This window comes from Eisenbergiella massiliensis (assembly GCF_003435485.1).
The window spans coordinates 47,978-66,571 of the sequence record NZ_QVLV01000026.1; the positions used below are offsets into that span (position 1 = coordinate 47,978).

The window sequence follows — 18,594 nt, forward strand, 5'->3', positions numbered from 1 at the left end:
GACGGGACGGCAGGGGGCTGCGGCCGGGAACGGGTGGACCCCGTAAAAGGATGGTAAATATGCGAATTATGGGACTGGACTTCGGGTCAAAGACGGTGGGTGTCGCCATCAGTGACCCTTTATTGATTACTGCCCAGGGAATTGAGATTATCCGTAGAAAAGAAGAAAACAAACTCCGCCAGACGCTTGCCAGGATTGAGGAACTGATTCTGGAGTATGAGGTGGAGGAAATTGTGCTGGGATATCCGAAGCATATGAATGATTCGGAGGGAGACCGTGTCGCCCTGACCAAGGAATTTGCGGAAAAGCTGATGCGGCGTACTGCGCTGCCCATTACCTTCTGGGATGAGCGGCTTACCACGGTGGCTGCGGACCGCACCATGATAGAAGCGGGAATCCGCAGGGAAGACAGGAAAGAGCATGTGGACAGGATCGCTGCGGTCCTGATACTGCAGGGCTATCTGGATTACAGGAAGAACAGACAGGATGGTGTTCTGGAGCAGGAAAAGCCTGAGCCGGACGAGGATGCCGGAGAAACAGAAGTCCGGATGGAAACCGGGCTGTAAGAGAGAAGAAAGCAGGAAAGTTATTTTGGAAAAGATTGAATTTTGCCCCGACGGCGGCGAAAAAGTTGAATTTTACGTATTGGAACAGACAAGACTGGGAGGCTGTGATTATATCCTGGTAACCGATTCCATGGATTCGGAGGAGGAAGAGGGGGAAGCCCTGATCCTGAAGGATATCTCAGCACCTGAAGATAAAGAGGCCATCTATGAAATCGTGGAGGATGAACGCGAGCTGGATGCGGTGGCCGAGATTTTTTCCGATATGCTGGAGGATATCGACCTGGAAAAATAATCCGGGAAAATTAGCAGTCAGGAAATGTTACGTTGGATAAGCTTTCCTGCCGGTCAGCAATTTTTCGGTAGGAGGTAGTGGACATGGCCCTTGATGAAGAAAAGATTAAAGGAATACTGAAAGAAAAAGGACTGAAGGTAACCCGTCAGCGTCTTGTTGTGCTGAACGCGCTGGCATCGAAGCCGGATTCCCACCTGACTGCAGAGGAAATATATGATTTAGTTAAAACAGACAGTCCCGAAATAGGGCTGGCTACTGTTTATAGAACAATACAGTTATTTATGGAATTGCATCTGATAGACCGGATTAACCTGGATGATGGATTTGTAAGGTATGAAATTGGCGATATGGGGACGAAAAAAAACAGCCATCACCATCATCACCTGATTTGTCTTTCGTGCGGCAGGGTCATGAGCGTGGAGGATGATCTGCTGGACGAACTGGAAGCAGAAATTGCGCGGACGACAGGCTTTAAGGTTACCGATCATGAGGTGAAGCTCTACGGGTACTGTAAGGAATGTGGAGGTAATTTGATTGAAAAAAACAAAACAAGTGAATAATGGCGGCTCCAAGCTGAAAGTAATACCTTTGGGCGGGCTGGAGCAGATTGGACTGAACATTACTGCCTTCGAGTACGAGGACAGTATTGTTGTGGTGGACTGCGGTCTTTCGTTCCCCGACGACGATATGCTGGGAATCGATATGGTGATCCCGGATATCACGTACCTGAAGGAAAATGTGGACAAGGTAAAGGGCTTCGTGATCACCCACGGACATGAAGACCATATCGGAGCGCTCCCCTATGTATTAAAGCAGCTGAATATCCCCGTTTATGCCACCCGTCTGACGATGGGAATTATCGAAAACAAGCTCAAGGAGCACAACCTTCTGAATCATACCAAGAGGAAGGTTATCAAATTCGGCCAGTCCATTAATCTGGGCCAGTTCAGGATTGAATTCATTAAGACAAACCACAGTATTGTGGATGCGGCAGCTCTCGCTATTTACTCCCCGGCGGGCACCGTTGTTCATACAGGGGACTTTAAAGTGGATTATACACCGGTATTCGGTGATGCCATAGATCTGCAGCGTTTTGCAGAAATCGGGAAAAAAGGCGTACTGGCTCTGCTGTGCGACAGCACTAACGCCGAAAGACCCGGCTTTACACCATCCGAGAGGACTTTGAGCCGCATTTTTGACACCATTTTCCATGAGCATCCCAATCAGAGAATCCTGATTGCCACCTTTGCTTCCAATGTGGACAGGGTGCAGCAGATTATTAACTCTGCGTATAAATACAACCGTAAAGTTGTTGTGGAAGGCCGGAGCATGGTAAATATCATTGATACTGCCATGAACCTGGGCTGCCTGAATATTCCTGAAAATACGCTGATTAATATTGAACAGCTGAAGAATTATCCGGATGAACGCACCGTTATCATTACAACGGGGAGCCAGGGAGAGAGCATGGCGGCTTTGAGCCGTATGGCGGGAAGCGCGCACAGGAAGATTTCCATTACTCCCAATGATGTTATTATTTTCTCTTCCCATCCGATCCCCGGCAACGAGAAGGCGGTTACCAAGGTAATCAATGAGCTTTCCATAAAGGGTGCGGAGGTAATTTTCCAGGATGTCCATGTATCCGGACATGCATGCCAGGAAGAGATCAAGCTGATTTATACACTGGTACAGCCTAAATATGCCATCCCTGTCCACGGTGAATTCAAGCACCGTAAGGCGCAGTCAAGGCTGGCGGCGGATCTGGGAATACCCAAGGAAAATATTTTTATGATAAATTCCGGAGATGTTCTGGAAATGGATGAGGAAAAGGCTCAGGTGACCGGCAAGGTACAGGTTGGCTCCATTCTGGTTGACGGCCTTGGCGTCGGTGATGTGGGCAATGTGGTGCTCAGGGACCGCCAGCATCTGGCGGAGGACGGAATCATGATCGTGGTACTGGGGCTGGATTCCGCTACAGGACAGCTGGTAAGCGGACCGGATCTGGTATCAAGAGGCTTTGTATATGTGAAGGAATCCGATGAGCTGATGGAAGAAGCAAGAGCCCTGATGACGAATGTCCTTGACAACTGCATAGGCCGCGGCTGCAGCGACTGGGGCAAAATCAAATCCACAGTGAAGGATTCTCTCGGTGATTTCATCTGGAAAAAGACGAAACGCCGTCCTATGATACTTCCCATCATTATGGAAGTCTAGATGAGTGAAACGGAGTGATAAAAGGATGGAAGTACAGAAAGCTCTGGAACAGCTGGCCCAGGCGATAAAGGACTCTGACATATACCGGGAATACCGCAGACAGAGCGAGAAAGTGGATAATACGGGCGATATGCGGGAAAAGATTGACGAGTACCGCGTCCGTAACTTTGAATTGCAGAATTCGGTTCAGACAGAAGATTTACTTGACAAGCTGGATGCTTTTGAGAGAGAATATGAGAAATTCAGGGAAGACCCGTTGGTGGAGGAATTCCTGGATGCCGAACTGGCTTTCTGCCGTATGATGCAGGAAATTGACGTAAAACTGGCGGAGGCAATGGATTTTGAGTAGGAAGGGAAAAAAGCGGTCGATGAAGAAAAAAGAGGCAGCGGGAATGGCGGTGCATTCCGTAATTAAAATCGTTGTAATCGTACTTGTGGTCATGGTCATCTACCGTCTGGGAAGCATGGCCTTTGAATACGGGGAAAGAATCTTCGGAGAACCGCCGATGGCAGATGCCCCCGGAACTGATATAGAAATTATGATTCAGAACGGCGACGATGTGAAGGTGATTGCGCAGAAGCTTGAGGATGCGGGGCTGGTCCGTGACGCAGGCCTGTTTGTCCTGCAGGAGAAGCTGGCCGGCTATAAGGATGGCCTGAAAGCGGGAACCTATACGCTGAACACCTCCATGACGCCGGATGAAATGATACAGATTATGGCGGCCTCTTCGGAGGAGGACCAGGACGGGGAAGGAAGTTAACCTATGATAACCGATGAACGCCTGACGGCCTTCATCAATTCCCTGGATACGGGGAATCCGGCATATCTTAACGAACTGGAAAAGGAAGCAAGGGAAACCAATGTGCCGATTATCCGCACGGAAACCCAGAGCCTGTTAAGGACACTGATATCCATTAACAGGCCTGCACGGATTCTGGAGGTGGGGACGGCTATTGGTTTTTCTGCCCTTTGCATGAGTGAATATGCACCGCAGGGCTGTCAGATCACAACCATTGAAAAATATGAAAAAAGAATTCCCATTGCAAAAGAGAATTTCCGCAGGTTTGGGAAGGAAGAGCAGATTCACCTGCTGGAAGGTGATGCGGCAGAGGTGCTCAGGGAGTTGAGCGGAAGCTATGATTTTATTTTTATGGATGCGGCCAAAGGCCAGTATCTGCATTTTCTGCCGGATACGCTTCGCCTGTTAAGGGACGGCGGGCTGCTGATATCGGATAATGTGCTCCAGGACGGGGACATTCTGGAATCCCGGTACGCGGTGACCAGAAGGGACAGGACCATCCATGCCCGTATGCGGGAATACCTGTATGTACTGAAGCATCATCCGGAGCTGATTACCTCCGTGCTTCCTGTGGGAGACGGTGTGGCCGTCAGTGTAAAGAGTAAAAATAACGGACTTTGAATTACGCCTGGAGGGAGCTGATTGTGCTTCTTCCGGCGTTTTGCGGATCATGAGCGGCTGTCTGGATATCCGGACTGCTGCTGTAACGGAAAGGGATAAGAACGGTATGAGTGAAAAAAACAGAAAGCCGGAGCTTCTGATTCCGGCCAGTAATCTTGAGGTACTTAAGACCGCGGTTATTTTCGGTGCGGATGCGGTATACATTGGAGGAGAAGCCTTTGGCCTGCGGGCGAAGGCCAAGAATTTCTCCAAAGAGGATATGCAGGAGGGAATCCGTTTTGCCCATGAGAACGGCGTGAAGGTATATGTCACTGCCAATATCCTGGCGCATAACAGGGATTTGGAGGGCGCCCGCGCTTATTTTGGGGAGCTTAGGGAAATCGGCCCGGATGCGCTGATTATTTCCGACCCGGGCATGTTTTCCATTGCCAGGCAGGTATGGCCGGAGGCTGAAATCCATATCTCCACCCAGGCCAACAACACCAATTATATGACCTACCGCTTCTGGTGGGAGCAGGGGGCGAAAAGAGTCGTTTCCGCCAGGGAGCTTTCGCTGGAGGAAATCAGGGAAATCCGTGAGAATATTCCGGAGGAAATGGAAATAGAGAGTTTTGTGCACGGGGCCATGTGTATTTCTTATTCGGGAAGGTGCCTGCTGAGCAATTATTTTACCGGAAGAGATGCAAACCAGGGGGAATGCACCCATCCCTGCCGCTGGAAATATGCGGTGATGGAAGAAAGCCGCCCCGGCGAATATCTGCCGGTTTATGAAAATGAAAGAGGGACTTTTATTTTTAATTCCAGGGATCTGTGTATGATAGAACATATTCCGGAGCTTATGGAGGCCGGAATCGACAGCTTTAAAATTGAGGGCAGGATGAAAACCGCCCTCTACGTGGCAACCGTGGCCCGTACCTATCGGAAGGCCATTGACGATTATCTGCGTTCGGAGGAGGAATACCGGAATAACCTGCCGTGGTACAGGGACGAAATCGCCAAATGTACCTACAGGCAGTTTACTACCGGATTCTATTTCGGCAAACCTTCGGAGCAGGCGCAGATTTATGACAATAACACTTATGTCAGTGAATATATTTATCTGGGTATTGTCGGCGCTGTCCGGGAAGACGGACTTGCCAGAATCGAGCAGCGTAACAAGTTCTGTACCGGGGACGAAATAGAAATCATGAAGCCCGATGGAAGGAATATCCCCGTTAAGGTGGAACGTATTCTTGATGAGGAGGGAAACGAGGTGGAAAGCGCGCCTCATCCAAGGCAGGTTTTATTCCTGCAGCTTTCGGCGGCGCCGGAACAGTATGATATCCTGAGAGTTAAAAACGATTAACAGCTGCCGGGGAAAACGCTTTTTTCCGGGCTGCTGTCTGCATATTGTCTGATTTGGGGCATGTTTTTAATTTTTTTGATGCAAGTATAAAAAAGTTGTGATAATATAAGTTGAAAAAACCCGGGCTGCCGGAACTTTGTGATATGGGCAGCAGAAAATCCGGGGAAGGCGGGGAGTTATGGCAACGGCGCAGCTTTGTTTTTTCCGAAGGTGGAAAGTCGGTTTCCGTCAGGAAACGCATACATAACGGATGCGGGATGCCTGCGGGACTGCGGGCGTGAAAATTTAGAGAGAAAGCCGTAATTCGCGGCGGCGGAATGGAGGATAAAATGAGCGAAGTTTTGAACGTTGAAGCAATTTTCGGCGAAAACGTATTCAACCTGGGCACTATGAGAGAGCGTCTTCCCAAGAATGTATATAAAGAGGTGAAGAAGGTCATGGACCAGGGCGGGGAGCTTTCCCTTGCAACCGCGGACATTGTGGCGAAGGCCATGAAGGACTGGGCTGTAGAACACGGCGCGACCCATTATACCCACTGGTTCCAGCCGCTGACAGGCATTACGGCTGAAAAGCATGACTCTTTTATCGGTCATCCGGATGAAAACGGCAGGATGCTGATGGAGTTTTCCGGAAAGGAACTGATCAAGGGAGAGCCGGACGCGTCATCCTTCCCCTCAGGAGGCCTGCGGGCCACCTTTGAAGCAAGAGGCTATACGGCGTGGGATATTACCTCTCCCGCTTTCCTGAAGGAGGATGCCACGGGGGTGATTCTCTGTATTCCCACCGCCTTCTGTTCCTATACGGGCGAGGCGCTGGATAAGAAAACACCGCTGCTTCGTTCCATGGAAGCAATCGGGGAGCAGGCGCTGCGTATTGTTAAGCTGTTCGGGAATACGAGAGCTACCAAGGTAACGGCTTCCGTGGGACCGGAGCAGGAGTATTTCCTGGTGGATCGCCAGAAATATCTGAAAAGAGAGGATTTGATTTTCGCAGGCCGTACGCTGTTCGGAGCGCCGGCGCCTAAGGGACAGGAGCTGGAGGATCATTACTTCGGAGTTATCAGGGAGCGCGTGGGCGCTTTCATGAAGGATTTGAACATTGAATTGTGGAAGTTGGGCGTCACTGCCAAAACGCAGCATAATGAGGCGGCTCCGGCGCAGCATGAGCTTGCTCCCATTTATGAAACGGCCAATATTGCGGTAGACCACAATCAGATTATAATGGAAACGATGAAAAAGCTGGCGGAACGCCATGGACTCAGATGCCTGCTGAACGAGAAGCCCTTTGCGGGCGTGAACGGTTCCGGTAAGCACAACAACTGGTCTATCACTACGGATGACGGCATGAATATGCTGGATCCCGGCGAGACACCCAATGAAAACATCCAGTTCCTGCTTGTGCTGGCCTGTATCCTGAAGGCTGTGGATATCCATGCGGATCTGCTTCGTCAGAGCGCTGCTGATGTGGGAAATGATCACAGGCTTGGAGCCAATGAAGCGCCTCCGGCTATTATTTCCGTATTCCTGGGCGAGCAGCTGGAGGACGTGGTAAGACAGCTGATTGAGACCGGAGAAGCCAAGTCCTGCCTTCTGGGCGGCAAACTGATGACCGGTGTATCCACGCTGCCGGATCTTCCCAAGGATGCCACGGACAGGAACAGGACCTCACCCTTTGCTTTTACGGGGAACAAGTTTGAATTCCGTATGGTAGGTTCCGCGGATTCTGTGGCAAGCCCTAATATTACACTGAATGCCATTGTAGCGGAGGCTTTCTGCGAAGCGGCGGATATTCTGGAAAAAGCGGATGATTTCGACATGGCCGTGCATGATCTGATTAAACAGTATCTGACCGAGCATCACAGGATTATTTTCAATGGAAATGGGTATTCTGAGGAATGGGTGAAGGAAGCGGAGAGACGGGGACTTCCCAATATCAAGTCCATGATTGAAGCGGCAGGCGCCCTGACTACGGAAAGAACGGTGAAGCTGTTTGAACGGTTTCATATTTTTACCAAAGCAGAGCTGGAATCCCGTGAAGAGATTGAGTATGAGACCTATGCGAAGAGCATTAATATTGAAGCGCTGACCATGATTGACATGGCTTCCAAGCAGATAATCCCTGCGGTTATAAAGTACAGTCAGAAGCTGGCAAAAACAGTGCTTGATGTAAAGGCGGCAGGCGTGGAGCCTGTTGTGCAGGCGGATCTTTTGTCCAGGGTGAACAGCAAGCTTACTGAGATGAAGGAAGCGCTGGAGGTGCTGCAGAGAGAAGAGGCGGCGGCCTTCGCCATGGAAGATGTGAAAGCGCAGGCATTCCGCTATAAGGATGTGGTGGTGCCCGCCATGGAAGCGCTGAGAGCGCCTGCGGATGAGCTGGAAATGCTGGTGGATAAAGCGGACTGGCCGTTCCCTACCTATGGCGATTTGATGTTTGAAGTATAAAAGAACGGGTTTAAGCCCTGAAAAGAGCCCCGGCGGCTCTCATTTGGAACCGCCGGGGGCTGTTTGCCCGGAAAATCCGGCGGTGTTTTTTGGCGGAAAGAGTATTTTTAAAGCGCTTTTTGCTGAAATTAAAAAAATTGAAAAATTTTCAAAAAATTATGAAAAAAGTACTTGCATTATTTCAGGGAATCATATATAATCTATTCTTGCAAGCGGCAAAAAAAGCTTGTACAAAATACAGATAGGGCTATCGCCAAACGGTAAGGCAACGGACTCTGACTCCGTCATTTCAAGGTTCGAATCCTTGTAGCCCTGTTAAGAACCTCAGTGAAGATCTTCACTGAGGTTTTTGTTTGTTAAACAGATATGAGGCATATGAGTTGCCTGTTGAGGGAGATAATGAGGTGCAGGGTATGATTGCGCTAAAACATATTCGGAATCAGTATTATATTCATTCAGGCAGGCGGAATAATATGATTATAGCTGAAAGAAAAAATGTTGGTTCTGAATGGTTTGCCCCGTCTTTTGATAGTCCTGTAAAGTCCCCAAATTAAGGGGAATTTTTTGCATTAATAATTGCAAGTATTCATAAGGTATGTTAAAGTAGCTGTGTAACAACGAACATGTTTAAATGGAAGGAGTGATTGTCATGCTGTGGATAACAAAAGGGAAAACAGAATATATGGGACAAAAGGCAAAAGGCGCAGCTGCTCTTACTCTTGGCAGGACTGTATAGACGGTTCGTATATAGAAGATTAGACGGTTCATATATAGTAAGGCAATCCGGCACCTCTTGTTGAGGTGCTTTTTTTGCGCCCAAAATCAGAAAACGGAAGTATGGAGACAGAAAAATATATGGAAAAGATAACAGGAAAATATGCGCAGGCGAAGATTTTTGCAGACGATGCGGAGGACTACGCAAAGGCGCAGATCGAGATGATATGCAATAATGAGGTGAGCGACGGCTGCATAGTGAGAATTATGCCGGATGTACATCCCGGTCAGGCAGGGCCGATAGGACTTACTATGACGGTCGGCAGAAGAATCATTCCGCAGCTGCTGGGCATTGATATCGGCTGCGGCATTGTATGTATACAGCTCCGGGAAAAACGGATGGAGCTTCAGAAGCTGGATAAGGTGATACGTGAAAGAATTCCATCCGGCTTTAAAATAAGGCAGAAGTCCCATCACCGGGCGGAGGCCTTTGAACTGCAGGAGCTTCGCTGTTTTAAGCATGTGAGCCGGGAAAAGGCGGTATTGAGCCTGGGGACGCTGGGCGGCGGCAACCATTTTATTGAGGTTGACAGGGATGAGGAAGGAAATCTCTATGTGGTGATCCATTCCGGGAGCCGGCACCTGGGAAAGGAAGTGACCGACTATTATGTGAAAGCCGGGGCGGCGCTGTTAAAGGAGCGTGGGACAGAAACACCCTATCCTCTTACCTGGCTGGAGGGTGAGCTTATGGAGGATTACCTGCATGACCTGCTTACGGTACAGCGTTACGCGCAGCTGAACAGGGAGATTATGGCGGAGGAAATCATGAAAGGAATGAAGCTGAAGGCTCAGGAAGCCCGTTCCTCCGTCCACAATTATTTTGATGCTTCGGAGGGAATGCGTATTCTGAGAAAAGGGGCTATCTCCGCGCGAAGGGGCGAACAGATAGTCATACCTGTCAATATGAGGGACGGCATAATCCTGGGAACCGGGAAAGGAAATCCAGAGTGGAATTTTTCAGCGCCTCATGGCTCAGGAAGAAAAATCCGGCGGGATGAGGTAAAAGAGAGATATACGGTTGCGGCCTTCCGGAAAGAGATGAAAGGGATTTACAGCAGCTGCATCGCGGCGGACACCCTGGATGAAGCGCCCTTTGCATACCGCTCTATTGAGGATATACGGGAAAAAATACGGGATACGGCGGAAATTGAGAAGATACTGAAGCCGGTATATAATTTTAAGGCAGGTGATAACATGTGATATTTCAGATAAGCGCGGGGCAGGGGCCGGAGGAATGTGAACTGGCGGCGGGCAGGATTTTTGAAGCGCTGCAGAAGGAGTTTCCACAGATAGTAAAAATATCCGGGAAGACAGGGAAAGGGAAGGGCTGCTATGAGTCCATTACCTTTAGCGCGGACAGCTCCCTGGCCTTTCTGGAGGGGACGGTGCAATGGATTTGCCCGAGTCCTTTCCGGCCCGGTCATAAAAGGAAGAACTGGTTTATCGATATCAGCATAATTCCCGAACGAAAGGACATCCGGGAAGACGGGGACTATCGTATTGAAAAATTCCACTGCGGCGGAAATGGCGGGCAAAATGTAAATAAGGTGGAAACCGGCATAAGAATAGTTCATATTCCTACTGGGATTACGGCAGTTTCCACGGAAGAAAGGAGCCAGTACCGGAATAAGCAGCGGGCAATGGAGAAAATAGACGCCAGGCTGGCGGATTTGAAGCGGCAAAGGGCGGCAGAGCAGAAAAACCAGGCCTGGAGGGAGCACAGCCGGATAGTCAGGGGAAATCCGGTGAGGGTGTATACGGGAATGGAATTTTCATTAATGGAGAAATAATTTCCGGCCTATAGGTAGAAGCAGTTAACCCGGTGGACTAAATCCACCGGGCTTTTTCGAAAAATTTTTATCTGTCACACAGATTACATGATTCCTGTGTGTTTCATTATTATCCTGTTTTTATAAATTCTATTTCAGGTAAGGCAGGATTTCCTTAATGAATTTTTCCAGCACCAGCATCTGTTTTTCCGACAGGGTGTCCATCAGAGGTAGCAGACGTTCCAGCTTCCGGGCCGGGGATTCCTTTCCGGAATTTTCAACCGGTGTGATATCCACAATGTCCTCCACGTTCACATGCAGGACAGAACAGATTTTCACAATTTTTTCCAGGGAGAAATTCCGTTCTCCCCGCTCCAGCTGGGCGTAGTACTGGGGATCCATTTCCAGGGCCGCAGCCAGCTTTTCCTGGGTCATATTGTTGAGCTTTCTGTATTTTTTTATGTTTTCATGAACCTGTATCATTACTTTTTCATTCATAAAATGCACCTCCTTATATAAAAAGCATAGAGTGTATTCCTGTATTTAGTAAGATACGATATGCTATATATACCCTTGCAAAAATATACAGTTATGATATGATGTACAATGAAAAATGATTTAAGGTATTTTGCGGCAAAACAGTAGTGAGATGGAGAGGAAAAGGGGGAAAATGATGTGGAAAAATTTGATGGTTCGGGCAATTATCCCGAAAAGCATCTGGCAGACTGGCCGGAAAATTATCCGGTAAATTACCTGGTAAATTACCATACACACACCGCATATTGCAGGCATGCGGGCGGCACGGCGGAGGATTATGCGCAGGAAGCCTTCAGAAAGGGGCTGGAAACGTTGGGTTTTTCCGATCATCTGCCGTTTCCGGGAGATCCCTTTGGCTACCGTATGCCCTATGAGGAGATAGGGGAGTATATTACAGATGTTTACAGGGAAAAAGAGCGGTATAAGGGGCAGATGGAAATTCTCTGCGGCTTTGAAGGGGAGTATATCCGGGGGAAAGAGGATTTTTATGAAGAACTGCTCACTGCCGGAGGCTGTGATTATCTGCTGATGGGCCAGCATATGTATCTGGACCGGTTGGGGCAGCTGTGCTATGCAGGGGGACTGTCCGGCACGGAGCAATATCCGGATTATGCAGAAAGCCTGACGGAGGGGATGAAAACCGGATATTTCTGCTGTGTTGCCCATCCGGATTATATGTTTATCAATTCCTTTGCCTGGGATGGCAACTGTGAGCGCGCCTGCGACATAATAATAGATGCGGCGGTAAAGGAAGGCTGTTTGCTGGAGTACAATGCCAATGGCTACCGTAGGGGAGTGGATGAATTTGAGGATGGCCTGCGTCTGCAGTATCCACACCGGAGATTCTGGGAACGGGCGGCAGGGGCCGGCGTTCCCGTACTCATCGGTTCCGACTGCCATTCTCCTGAAAAGCTATATGATGAATTTATGGATCTGGCCTGGCTGGATGCGAAGGCGCTGAAGCTGAATATTGTGACAGGCTGGGGAAGGAAACAGGACGGCCAAAATGGAGAAAGGATATGAAATGGAGGAAGGGGTGGGAACGGCAAACGGAATGGTGGAAAAAGCAGGGGCTTAAGAATAAGATTCTGCTCATCTGCATTCCGGGAGCAATTTTTTCCAGTGTAATCATCATGGTTCTGGCGTCATTTATTTTTCGGGAATATGAAAAAAACATGTACAACATTACCGTACAGAACCTGAATATGATTATCCGGCATATAGAAATGGAGCTGCAGGAGGCGGATGATACCAGCGTGGAAATTATAACGGACGCCACGGTGCAGTCCGCGCTTTCACCGGGGAAGCCAAACGTGCGCAGCTGGGAGGTGAGCATGGATTATATCCGGCAGCTGCGCGCCCTGTACGAAGTGCTCCAGGATCAGCTGCGGATTAGCCGGAATATTGTGTCCATTTCCATTTTTGTGGATGATGAGTGGTACTATGTGGGAAGCAGCAGACGTTCCTACGACAGGAGCAGGCTGGAGGAAATGCGGAAAAGCCTGGCGGAAAACAGCAGCGAAATCACCTGGTATGTGAAAGGGTATCCTGCAAATCGGATTTACGGATTAAGGAGTGTCAGAGATTTGCGTTATCATACCTTTGAGGATCTGGCGCTGCTTGTCATTGAATATGATCTGGAAGGGAGCATTGAAGGGCTCCTGAAAAACAACAGCAATGTAAGATATTCGCCGGGTCTGGCGGTAATGGACGGGGAAAAGCTGCTGTATTCCGATATTGCCGCGCTGCCCTCACGGGAGCTTGTGCAGCGAGGGAACAGGGATTACAGGAGCGTTACGTTAAATGGGAAAAAATACTTTGCCTCCTGGCTTGACGGGACGGATTATGGCTGGAGTTATGTGTTCCTCATTTTATATGATGATTTGTTCGGCATGATGCGTTTCCTGAAAGTTGTGTTCTGGGGCGTGGTGGCGGCGGTGGTGGGACTGTCGGTTTTCTATTGTGAAAAGCTGACAGGACTGATTACGAGGCGTTTTACTTACTTAACCGGGCGCATGAAGAGTGTGCAGGAAGGGGATTTCAGGGCTGAGTCCAGACGCGGGAAGGGACAGCAGGATGAACTGGAGCAGGTTTGTGACCGGTTTGAGGATATGGTCGGCCATGTGGACCGGCTGATCCAGGACAATTATGTGAAGCAGATGCTCATCCGTGAAAACCAGCTGAAGGTGCTGCAAAATCAGATCAATCCCCATTTCCTGTTCAATACCCTGCAGACAATTAACTGGAAGGCCAGGGAAAATCATCAGGAGACGATTTCGCAGATTACGGAGGCGCTGGGAAGGCTGCTGAGATATACTCTCCGGGAAAATAATGAGCCGGCGCTGCTTTCTGATGAAATCGGGATTCTGATGCATTATGTCACCATCCAGAAAATCAGGTATCAGGAACGGCTGGAGGTATCTGTGGAAATTCCGGGAACACTGATGGAACGCAGGATACCAAAGCTGTCGCTGCAGAATATAGTGGAAAATTCCGTGAAATATGCGCTGGAAAATATGCTGGAGCCGTGCCGGATTGAGGTATGGGCGGAGTGCCGGGAGGAAATTTTTCATCTTTATGTGAGGGATAACGGGCCGGGAATCGCCCCGGATATTCTTCGCAGGATCGCAGGGGAAGCGCCGGAAGACCGGGCGGAGGAGCGCAGGAAACGGACTGAGGAGATACAGGGGACATCGGGGACAGAGAAAACAGGGGGTGAAGCCGGATTGGGTATCGGGCTTGCCAATATCCGTCAGCGCATTATGCTCCTTTTTGACACAGGCTCCGATTTGCTTGTATCCAATACGGGAAAGGGAACGCTGACTGAAATCAGAATTACAGGAGAGAGAAGAGCGGAGTGGAATAACGAGGTAAGGTGAGAGCGGAAAGGCGGCGGACTGGAAATGCTGCTTTCTGCCTCTGATATTTGGGGGAAGTTATGAAAAAGGTTATTTTAGTGGATGACGAAAAGCTGGTGGCTGAGGCAATCAGACGGCAGGTGGACTGGGAGTCCTGCGGCGCCGTGCTCTGCCGTGTCTGTCTGAATGCCTTTGAGGCGCTGAAGGCCGTGGAGGAGGTGCGGCCGGATATTATTATCACGGATATTAAAATGCCGGTTATGGACGGGCTGGAGCTGGTTCGCAGGGTGCGGGAGTCTGATCCGTACCCGGAATTTATTATTCTGTCCGGCTATGGGGAGTTTGAACTGGCAAAACAGGCGATGAAGGAAGGCGTAAAGCAGTTTCTGCTCAAGCCCTGCAGTGAGGAGGATATCCGCCGCGCCATACAAAGCGCACTACGGGAGCTGGAAATAAAAAATGCCAATCTGGAAACCGCCGTGCATAAGGAAGGGATCCGTACGGCGCTGCTTCGGCAGACCATACTGACCTGCCTTCAGGAGGATTTCACCTCTTTTTTTCGGGATGCGGATTTTCCCATGCTGATGGAACGGGATATCCTGTTGTGGGCGGGTTTTTCCCAGGTGCCCCTGCCTGCTGTGGGAAGAGGGCTGATGGATATTTTCCAGGGCTGCGCCGCCGGGCGGCTCAGCTTTATTCCTGTGGCTGTGCGCATAGGACAGGCGGTCGGCGGCTTTTATGTCCTGCAGCGGGAAGGAGGGAAAAACGGGCCGGGAAGAGAGAATGAAAAAGAAATGGGAAGCCGCATGGGGGGAGATGTAAGAAACAAAGAAGGAAGAATCGCAGAGGGCGGAATAGCAGGAGGCAGAAGCGGGATGGAGGCGTATGCCGGAAACGGCACAGGAGATACCGGCAGCCATACCGGCGGAGCGGCTGTACCTTCAGGACTGATGGAGGAACTGAAGGAAACATTGGCGGAATACATTACCCGCACGCTGGGCATCCATCCGGAAAAAAGAATCTGCTGTCCGGTAAATCTGAGAGGGCTGATGGGATTTATGGAAAGGGAATACGGGGTTTATGACGGTTTTTATTATACGCTGGGACGGAACTGGTTCCGGCGGGAGAAAATGGGCCTGCATTCCCGGCCGGAAAAGGAATTCCCTGAAGCCGTCTGCCTCCCTGCAGATACGGATACGCTGCAGGAAGAGGAATACAGGGATTTTACGGATATTATCATTGAGTATGTCCGTACTCATTATGCGGAGGAGGGGCTGAATCTGAAATGGATTGCAGGACAGCTGGTATTTCTGAATGAAGATTATGTGAGCAAGCGTTTCGCCCAGAGGGCAGGCTGTAAATTTACAGCTTATCTGAACCGTACCCGGGTGGAAGCGGCAAAGCAGCTGCTGGAATCAACCGCGGCAGGCAGCGAAAGCGCGGCGGCCGCGGTGGGTTACGGGAATAATCCCAAGTATTTTACAAAGGTATTTAAGAAGTATACGGGGTACACGCCGACAGAGTATAAGCAGCTGTACGGCAGGAGGGTATAGCAGGGGATGCTCAGGGTTTAAAAGAAAACAACAGATGTGGAGTAAACAGACAGCTGTGAAAGATACCGGAAATTTACTCTGGCATGCCGGTTTTGGCAGTTCAGGAGGGAACAGTATTCAGGCTATAATGAGGCCAGAAAATACAAGGAGGTATCGTTATGAAGAACAAAGCTGTAAACCGTCTGATTGCCCTGGGAACCACCCTTACAATCCTGTTGTGCGGGTGCGGCGGCACAGAAAAGCCTGCTGTGGGGAGCGCCCCGGACAGGGAAACACAGACTGCCGCCTCACAGAGCGCCGCAGCCGGGGAAAATGCCGCAACCGGGGAAACCCCTGTAGCCGGAGAAAATGCGAATGAGGATATGATTACCTTTACTTTTTCAAAATCCTCTTATCCGAGCGTCACCCTGCCGGAGGGACAGACACCGGATGACAATGTGGTGCTGGACTATATCCGGGACAACTATCAGGTGGATATGAAACTGGCCTGGCAGGCGGAAGGCTCTGAGTACAACAACAAGCTGTCTTTAAATATTGCGTCCGGAAATCTGCCCGATATTTTTTACTGCAACGATTACCGTACCTTTCTCCAGCTGGCGCAGAACGGGCTGCTGGCGGATCTGACAGATATCTATGAGGAGAACATTTCCGACACCATCAAAGGAATTGACGCTTCCTACGGCGGCCGTAACCTGGAGCCGGTTACCATAGACGGACGCCTGATGGCGATTCCTGCCGGCAACCTGGACGGGCAGCAGGATGTGCTGTGGCTGCGTAAGGACTGGCTGGACAATCTGGGACTGGAAGTGCCCAAAACCATGGAGGACCTGGAAAAGGTGCTCACCGCCTTTGTGGAAGAGGATCCGGACGGCAACGGCGTTGATGATACCACCGGCCTTACCGTGGACGCCACCAAACCGGTTGCCAGATACAATCATGCCTTCGGCCTGGAACCCATTTTTTATGCCTTCGGTGTTTATCCGAATTACTGGATGGAGGATGAAAACGGGGAAATTTATTATGGCTCTACCGATGAACGGATGAAGGAGGTTCTTACGCTGCTTCAGGACTGGTATAAAAAGGGGCTGATCGACAGGCAGTTTGCCACCCGGATCGGCAGCGGGGAGACGGAGGCCGTATTCACCTCCGGCCAGAGCGGCGCATACTTCGGCGCGGTCCATGCCAACTATACGGATGCATTTACCAATAACCCGGACATTGAGCTGGTGGCTGTGGCCGCTCCTCTGGATGGCAGCGGAAAATACAATTATGTCCTTCCCGAACCTACTTCATCCATGCTCTGCATCAGCTCCAAATGTGCGGATCCGGCCAGGGCTGTAAAAATAATCGGTATCGGTAACGATCTGTACCGCGGCTTTGATGAAAAAGCAAATGAAATCTTCAATGCTGCAGGAATCGCATCCTCCAGCAACGGACGCCGCGCCGTGTTCCCTCAGGGCTCTGTTACCTATGATTATTTTGACATTATTGAGAAGCTGGGTAAGGCGGTTAAAGAAAATATTGAAACCGGAAGCTATACGGAGTACGAGGGCATGACTCAGTATGATAAGGATCAGGTGGTGCTCGCCACACAGTATGCGGACGGTTCCGATAAAACCGAGCTTTCCTTCAAGTCCTATTACTACCGCTATGTGGGAAGCAACCTTCTTTCCGGCAGTGAAATGAACCCTCATGAGGCGGCGTATTACTATACCACGGATTCCAGCGCATCCCTGCAGGCAGAGCTGGATACCCTGGAGCAGGAAATGTATCTGAGCATCATCATCGGTGAAAAGAGCGTGGATTATTTCGATGATTTTGTGACCCAGTGGAAGAACATCGGCGGCGATACGCTGCTTGAGGAAGTCAAACAGGTTCTGGGCAGATAAAACGGGGGTAGAATCATGGCAAAAGTTAAAAAAAACGGAGCGGCGCATACAAGCCGCTCCCAGCTCCCCTATCATCTCATGCTTGCGCCGGGCATGCTGTTCCTCCTTCTGTTCCATATTGTCCCCATGGGCGGTCTTATTATGGCTTTTCAGAACTATGTGCCTATTAAAGGGCTTCTTGGCTCCGATTTTGTGGGACTGAAAAATTTCCAGCGTCTGTTCCGGCTGCCCACCTTCTGGAATGTGCTGAAAAATACGGTGGTCATTTCTGTCTCCAAGCTTGTTCTGGTGACGCTGGCAGCCATTGTGTTCGCACTGCTTTTAAATGAATGCCGGAACCTGAAATTTAAGAGGATTATTCAGACGACCGTTTACCTGCCCCACTTTTTATCGTGGGTAATCCTGGCGGTCATGTTCAGCAACCTTTTTTCCTATACCGGGATTATCAACCAGCTGGCGGGGCTGTTCGGCAGGGAGCCGGAAATGTTCATGATCAGCAATCAATGGTTCCGCAAAATCCTTATCGGCGGAGAGGTGTGGAAGGAGTTCGGCTACAGCGCCATCGTTTATGTGGCGGCAATGACCAACATCGATCCCACCCTTTATGAAGCCGCCGGCATGGACGGTGCGAACCGCCTGAAAAAAATACTGTACATCACCCTGCCCGGCATCGTACCTACCATTGTGCTCATGACCACTTTGAATATGGGGAAAATCCTCAGCGGCGGTTTTGATCAGGTATTCAACCTCTATTCGCCCCTTGTTTATCAGACCGGCGACATCATTGACACCTATGTTTACCGTATGGGCCTGGTGGATCTGCAGTACAGCAACGGAACCGCGGTGGGCCTGTTCAAATCCCTGATAAGCTTTGTCCTGCTGGTGGTGTCCTATAAGCTGGCGGATAAATTTGTGGGTTATCGTGTGTTTTAGGA

At 49.9% G+C, this 18,594-nt stretch carries 18 protein-coding genes and 1 tRNA gene; 18 read left to right on the forward strand and 1 reads right to left on the reverse strand.

What is annotated here, in order from left to right:
• Positions 1-59: 59 nt before the first annotated feature.
• The 13 genes from ruvX (at position 60) to prfH (ending at position 10,843) form a co-directional block, all read left to right on the forward strand.
• Positions 60-566, forward strand: a complete 507-nt coding sequence (gene ruvX, locus DXC51_RS24585) for a Holliday junction resolvase RuvX (protein ID WP_025488389.1) — start codon at positions 60-62, stop codon at positions 564-566.
• A gap of 25 nt (positions 567-591) precedes the next feature.
• Positions 592-858, forward strand: coding sequence for a DUF1292 domain-containing protein (locus DXC51_RS24590; RefSeq protein WP_025488390.1), 267 nt, complete (start codon positions 592-594; stop codon positions 856-858).
• Between the two features lie 83 nt (positions 859-941).
• Positions 942-1,418, forward strand: coding sequence for a Fur family transcriptional regulator (locus DXC51_RS24595; protein WP_021638775.1), 477 nt, complete (start codon positions 942-944; stop codon positions 1,416-1,418).
• On the forward strand, positions 1,393-3,072 hold the full coding sequence (locus tag DXC51_RS24600) for a ribonuclease J (protein ID WP_025488391.1): 1,680 nt from the start codon (positions 1,393-1,395) through the stop codon (positions 3,070-3,072). The genes DXC51_RS24595 and DXC51_RS24600 overlap by 26 nt, the downstream gene beginning before the upstream one ends.
• A gap of 25 nt (positions 3,073-3,097) precedes the next feature.
• On the forward strand, positions 3,098-3,421 hold the full coding sequence (locus DXC51_RS24605) for a YlbF/YmcA family competence regulator (protein WP_021638773.1): 324 nt from the start codon (positions 3,098-3,100) through the stop codon (positions 3,419-3,421).
• Between the two features lie 19 nt (positions 3,422-3,440).
• Positions 3,441-3,833, forward strand: a complete 393-nt coding sequence (locus DXC51_RS24610) for an endolytic transglycosylase MltG (RefSeq protein ID WP_021638772.1) — start codon at positions 3,441-3,443, stop codon at positions 3,831-3,833.
• A 3-nt stretch (positions 3,834-3,836) separates the two neighbouring features.
• Positions 3,837-4,493: an O-methyltransferase gene (locus tag DXC51_RS24615; protein ID WP_021638771.1), complete on the forward strand. Its 657-nt coding sequence runs from the start codon at positions 3,837-3,839 to the stop codon at positions 4,491-4,493.
• Positions 4,494-4,599: 106 nt separating this feature from the next.
• Positions 4,600-5,838, forward strand: a complete 1,239-nt coding sequence (locus tag DXC51_RS24620) for a peptidase U32 family protein (protein ID WP_035323381.1) — start codon at positions 4,600-4,602, stop codon at positions 5,836-5,838.
• 329 nt (positions 5,839-6,167) lie between these two features.
• Complete coding sequence (locus DXC51_RS24630; protein WP_025488394.1) at positions 6,168-8,279, forward strand: glutamine synthetase III family protein; 2,112 nt, start codon at positions 6,168-6,170, stop codon at positions 8,277-8,279.
• A 43-nt stretch (positions 8,280-8,322) separates the two neighbouring features.
• Positions 8,323-8,478, forward strand: a complete 156-nt coding sequence (locus DXC51_RS29835; protein ID WP_207660879.1) for a hypothetical protein — start codon at positions 8,323-8,325, stop codon at positions 8,476-8,478.
• A 44-nt stretch (positions 8,479-8,522) separates the two neighbouring features.
• A tRNA-Gln gene (locus tag DXC51_RS24640) sits at positions 8,523-8,594 on the forward strand.
• A 540-nt stretch (positions 8,595-9,134) separates the two neighbouring features.
• Complete coding sequence (locus tag DXC51_RS24650) at positions 9,135-10,253, forward strand: RtcB family protein (protein WP_181970189.1); 1,119 nt, start codon at positions 9,135-9,137, stop codon at positions 10,251-10,253.
• The gene (prfH, locus tag DXC51_RS24655; protein ID WP_117545591.1) at positions 10,250-10,843 is read left to right on the forward strand and encodes a peptide chain release factor H; all 594 of its coding nucleotides are present in this window, start codon (positions 10,250-10,252) and stop codon (positions 10,841-10,843) included. Before DXC51_RS24650 ends, prfH begins: the two co-directional genes overlap by 4 nt.
• A 129-nt stretch (positions 10,844-10,972) precedes the next feature.
• On the opposite strand, the gene DXC51_RS24660 is transcribed toward prfH, so the two are convergent.
• A complete protein-coding gene (locus tag DXC51_RS24660; RefSeq protein ID WP_021638763.1) occupies positions 10,973-11,320 on the reverse strand; it encodes a helix-turn-helix domain-containing protein in 348 nt (115 codons plus the stop codon).
• A gap of 177 nt (positions 11,321-11,497) precedes the next feature.
• Between DXC51_RS24660 and DXC51_RS24665 the strand changes: the two genes are divergently transcribed.
• From DXC51_RS24665 to DXC51_RS24685, 5 genes are all read left to right on the forward strand, one after another.
• Positions 11,498-12,382, forward strand: coding sequence for a histidinol-phosphatase (locus DXC51_RS24665; RefSeq protein WP_243003265.1), 885 nt, complete (start codon positions 11,498-11,500; stop codon positions 12,380-12,382).
• A complete protein-coding gene (locus DXC51_RS24670; RefSeq protein WP_117545592.1) occupies positions 12,379-14,238 on the forward strand; it encodes a sensor histidine kinase in 1,860 nt (619 codons plus the stop codon). The genes DXC51_RS24665 and DXC51_RS24670 overlap by 4 nt, the downstream gene beginning before the upstream one ends.
• A 59-nt stretch (positions 14,239-14,297) precedes the next feature.
• A complete protein-coding gene (locus DXC51_RS24675; RefSeq protein ID WP_117545593.1) occupies positions 14,298-15,770 on the forward strand; it encodes a response regulator transcription factor in 1,473 nt (490 codons plus the stop codon).
• 158 nt (positions 15,771-15,928) lie between these two features.
• On the forward strand, positions 15,929-17,659 hold the full coding sequence (locus DXC51_RS24680) for an extracellular solute-binding protein (protein WP_117545594.1): 1,731 nt from the start codon (positions 15,929-15,931) through the stop codon (positions 17,657-17,659).
• A gap of 15 nt (positions 17,660-17,674) precedes the next feature.
• Entirely contained in the window at positions 17,675-18,592 is a 918-nt protein-coding gene (locus DXC51_RS24685) for an ABC transporter permease (protein WP_021638757.1), read from the forward strand.
• Positions 18,593-18,594: the final 2 nt, after the last annotated feature.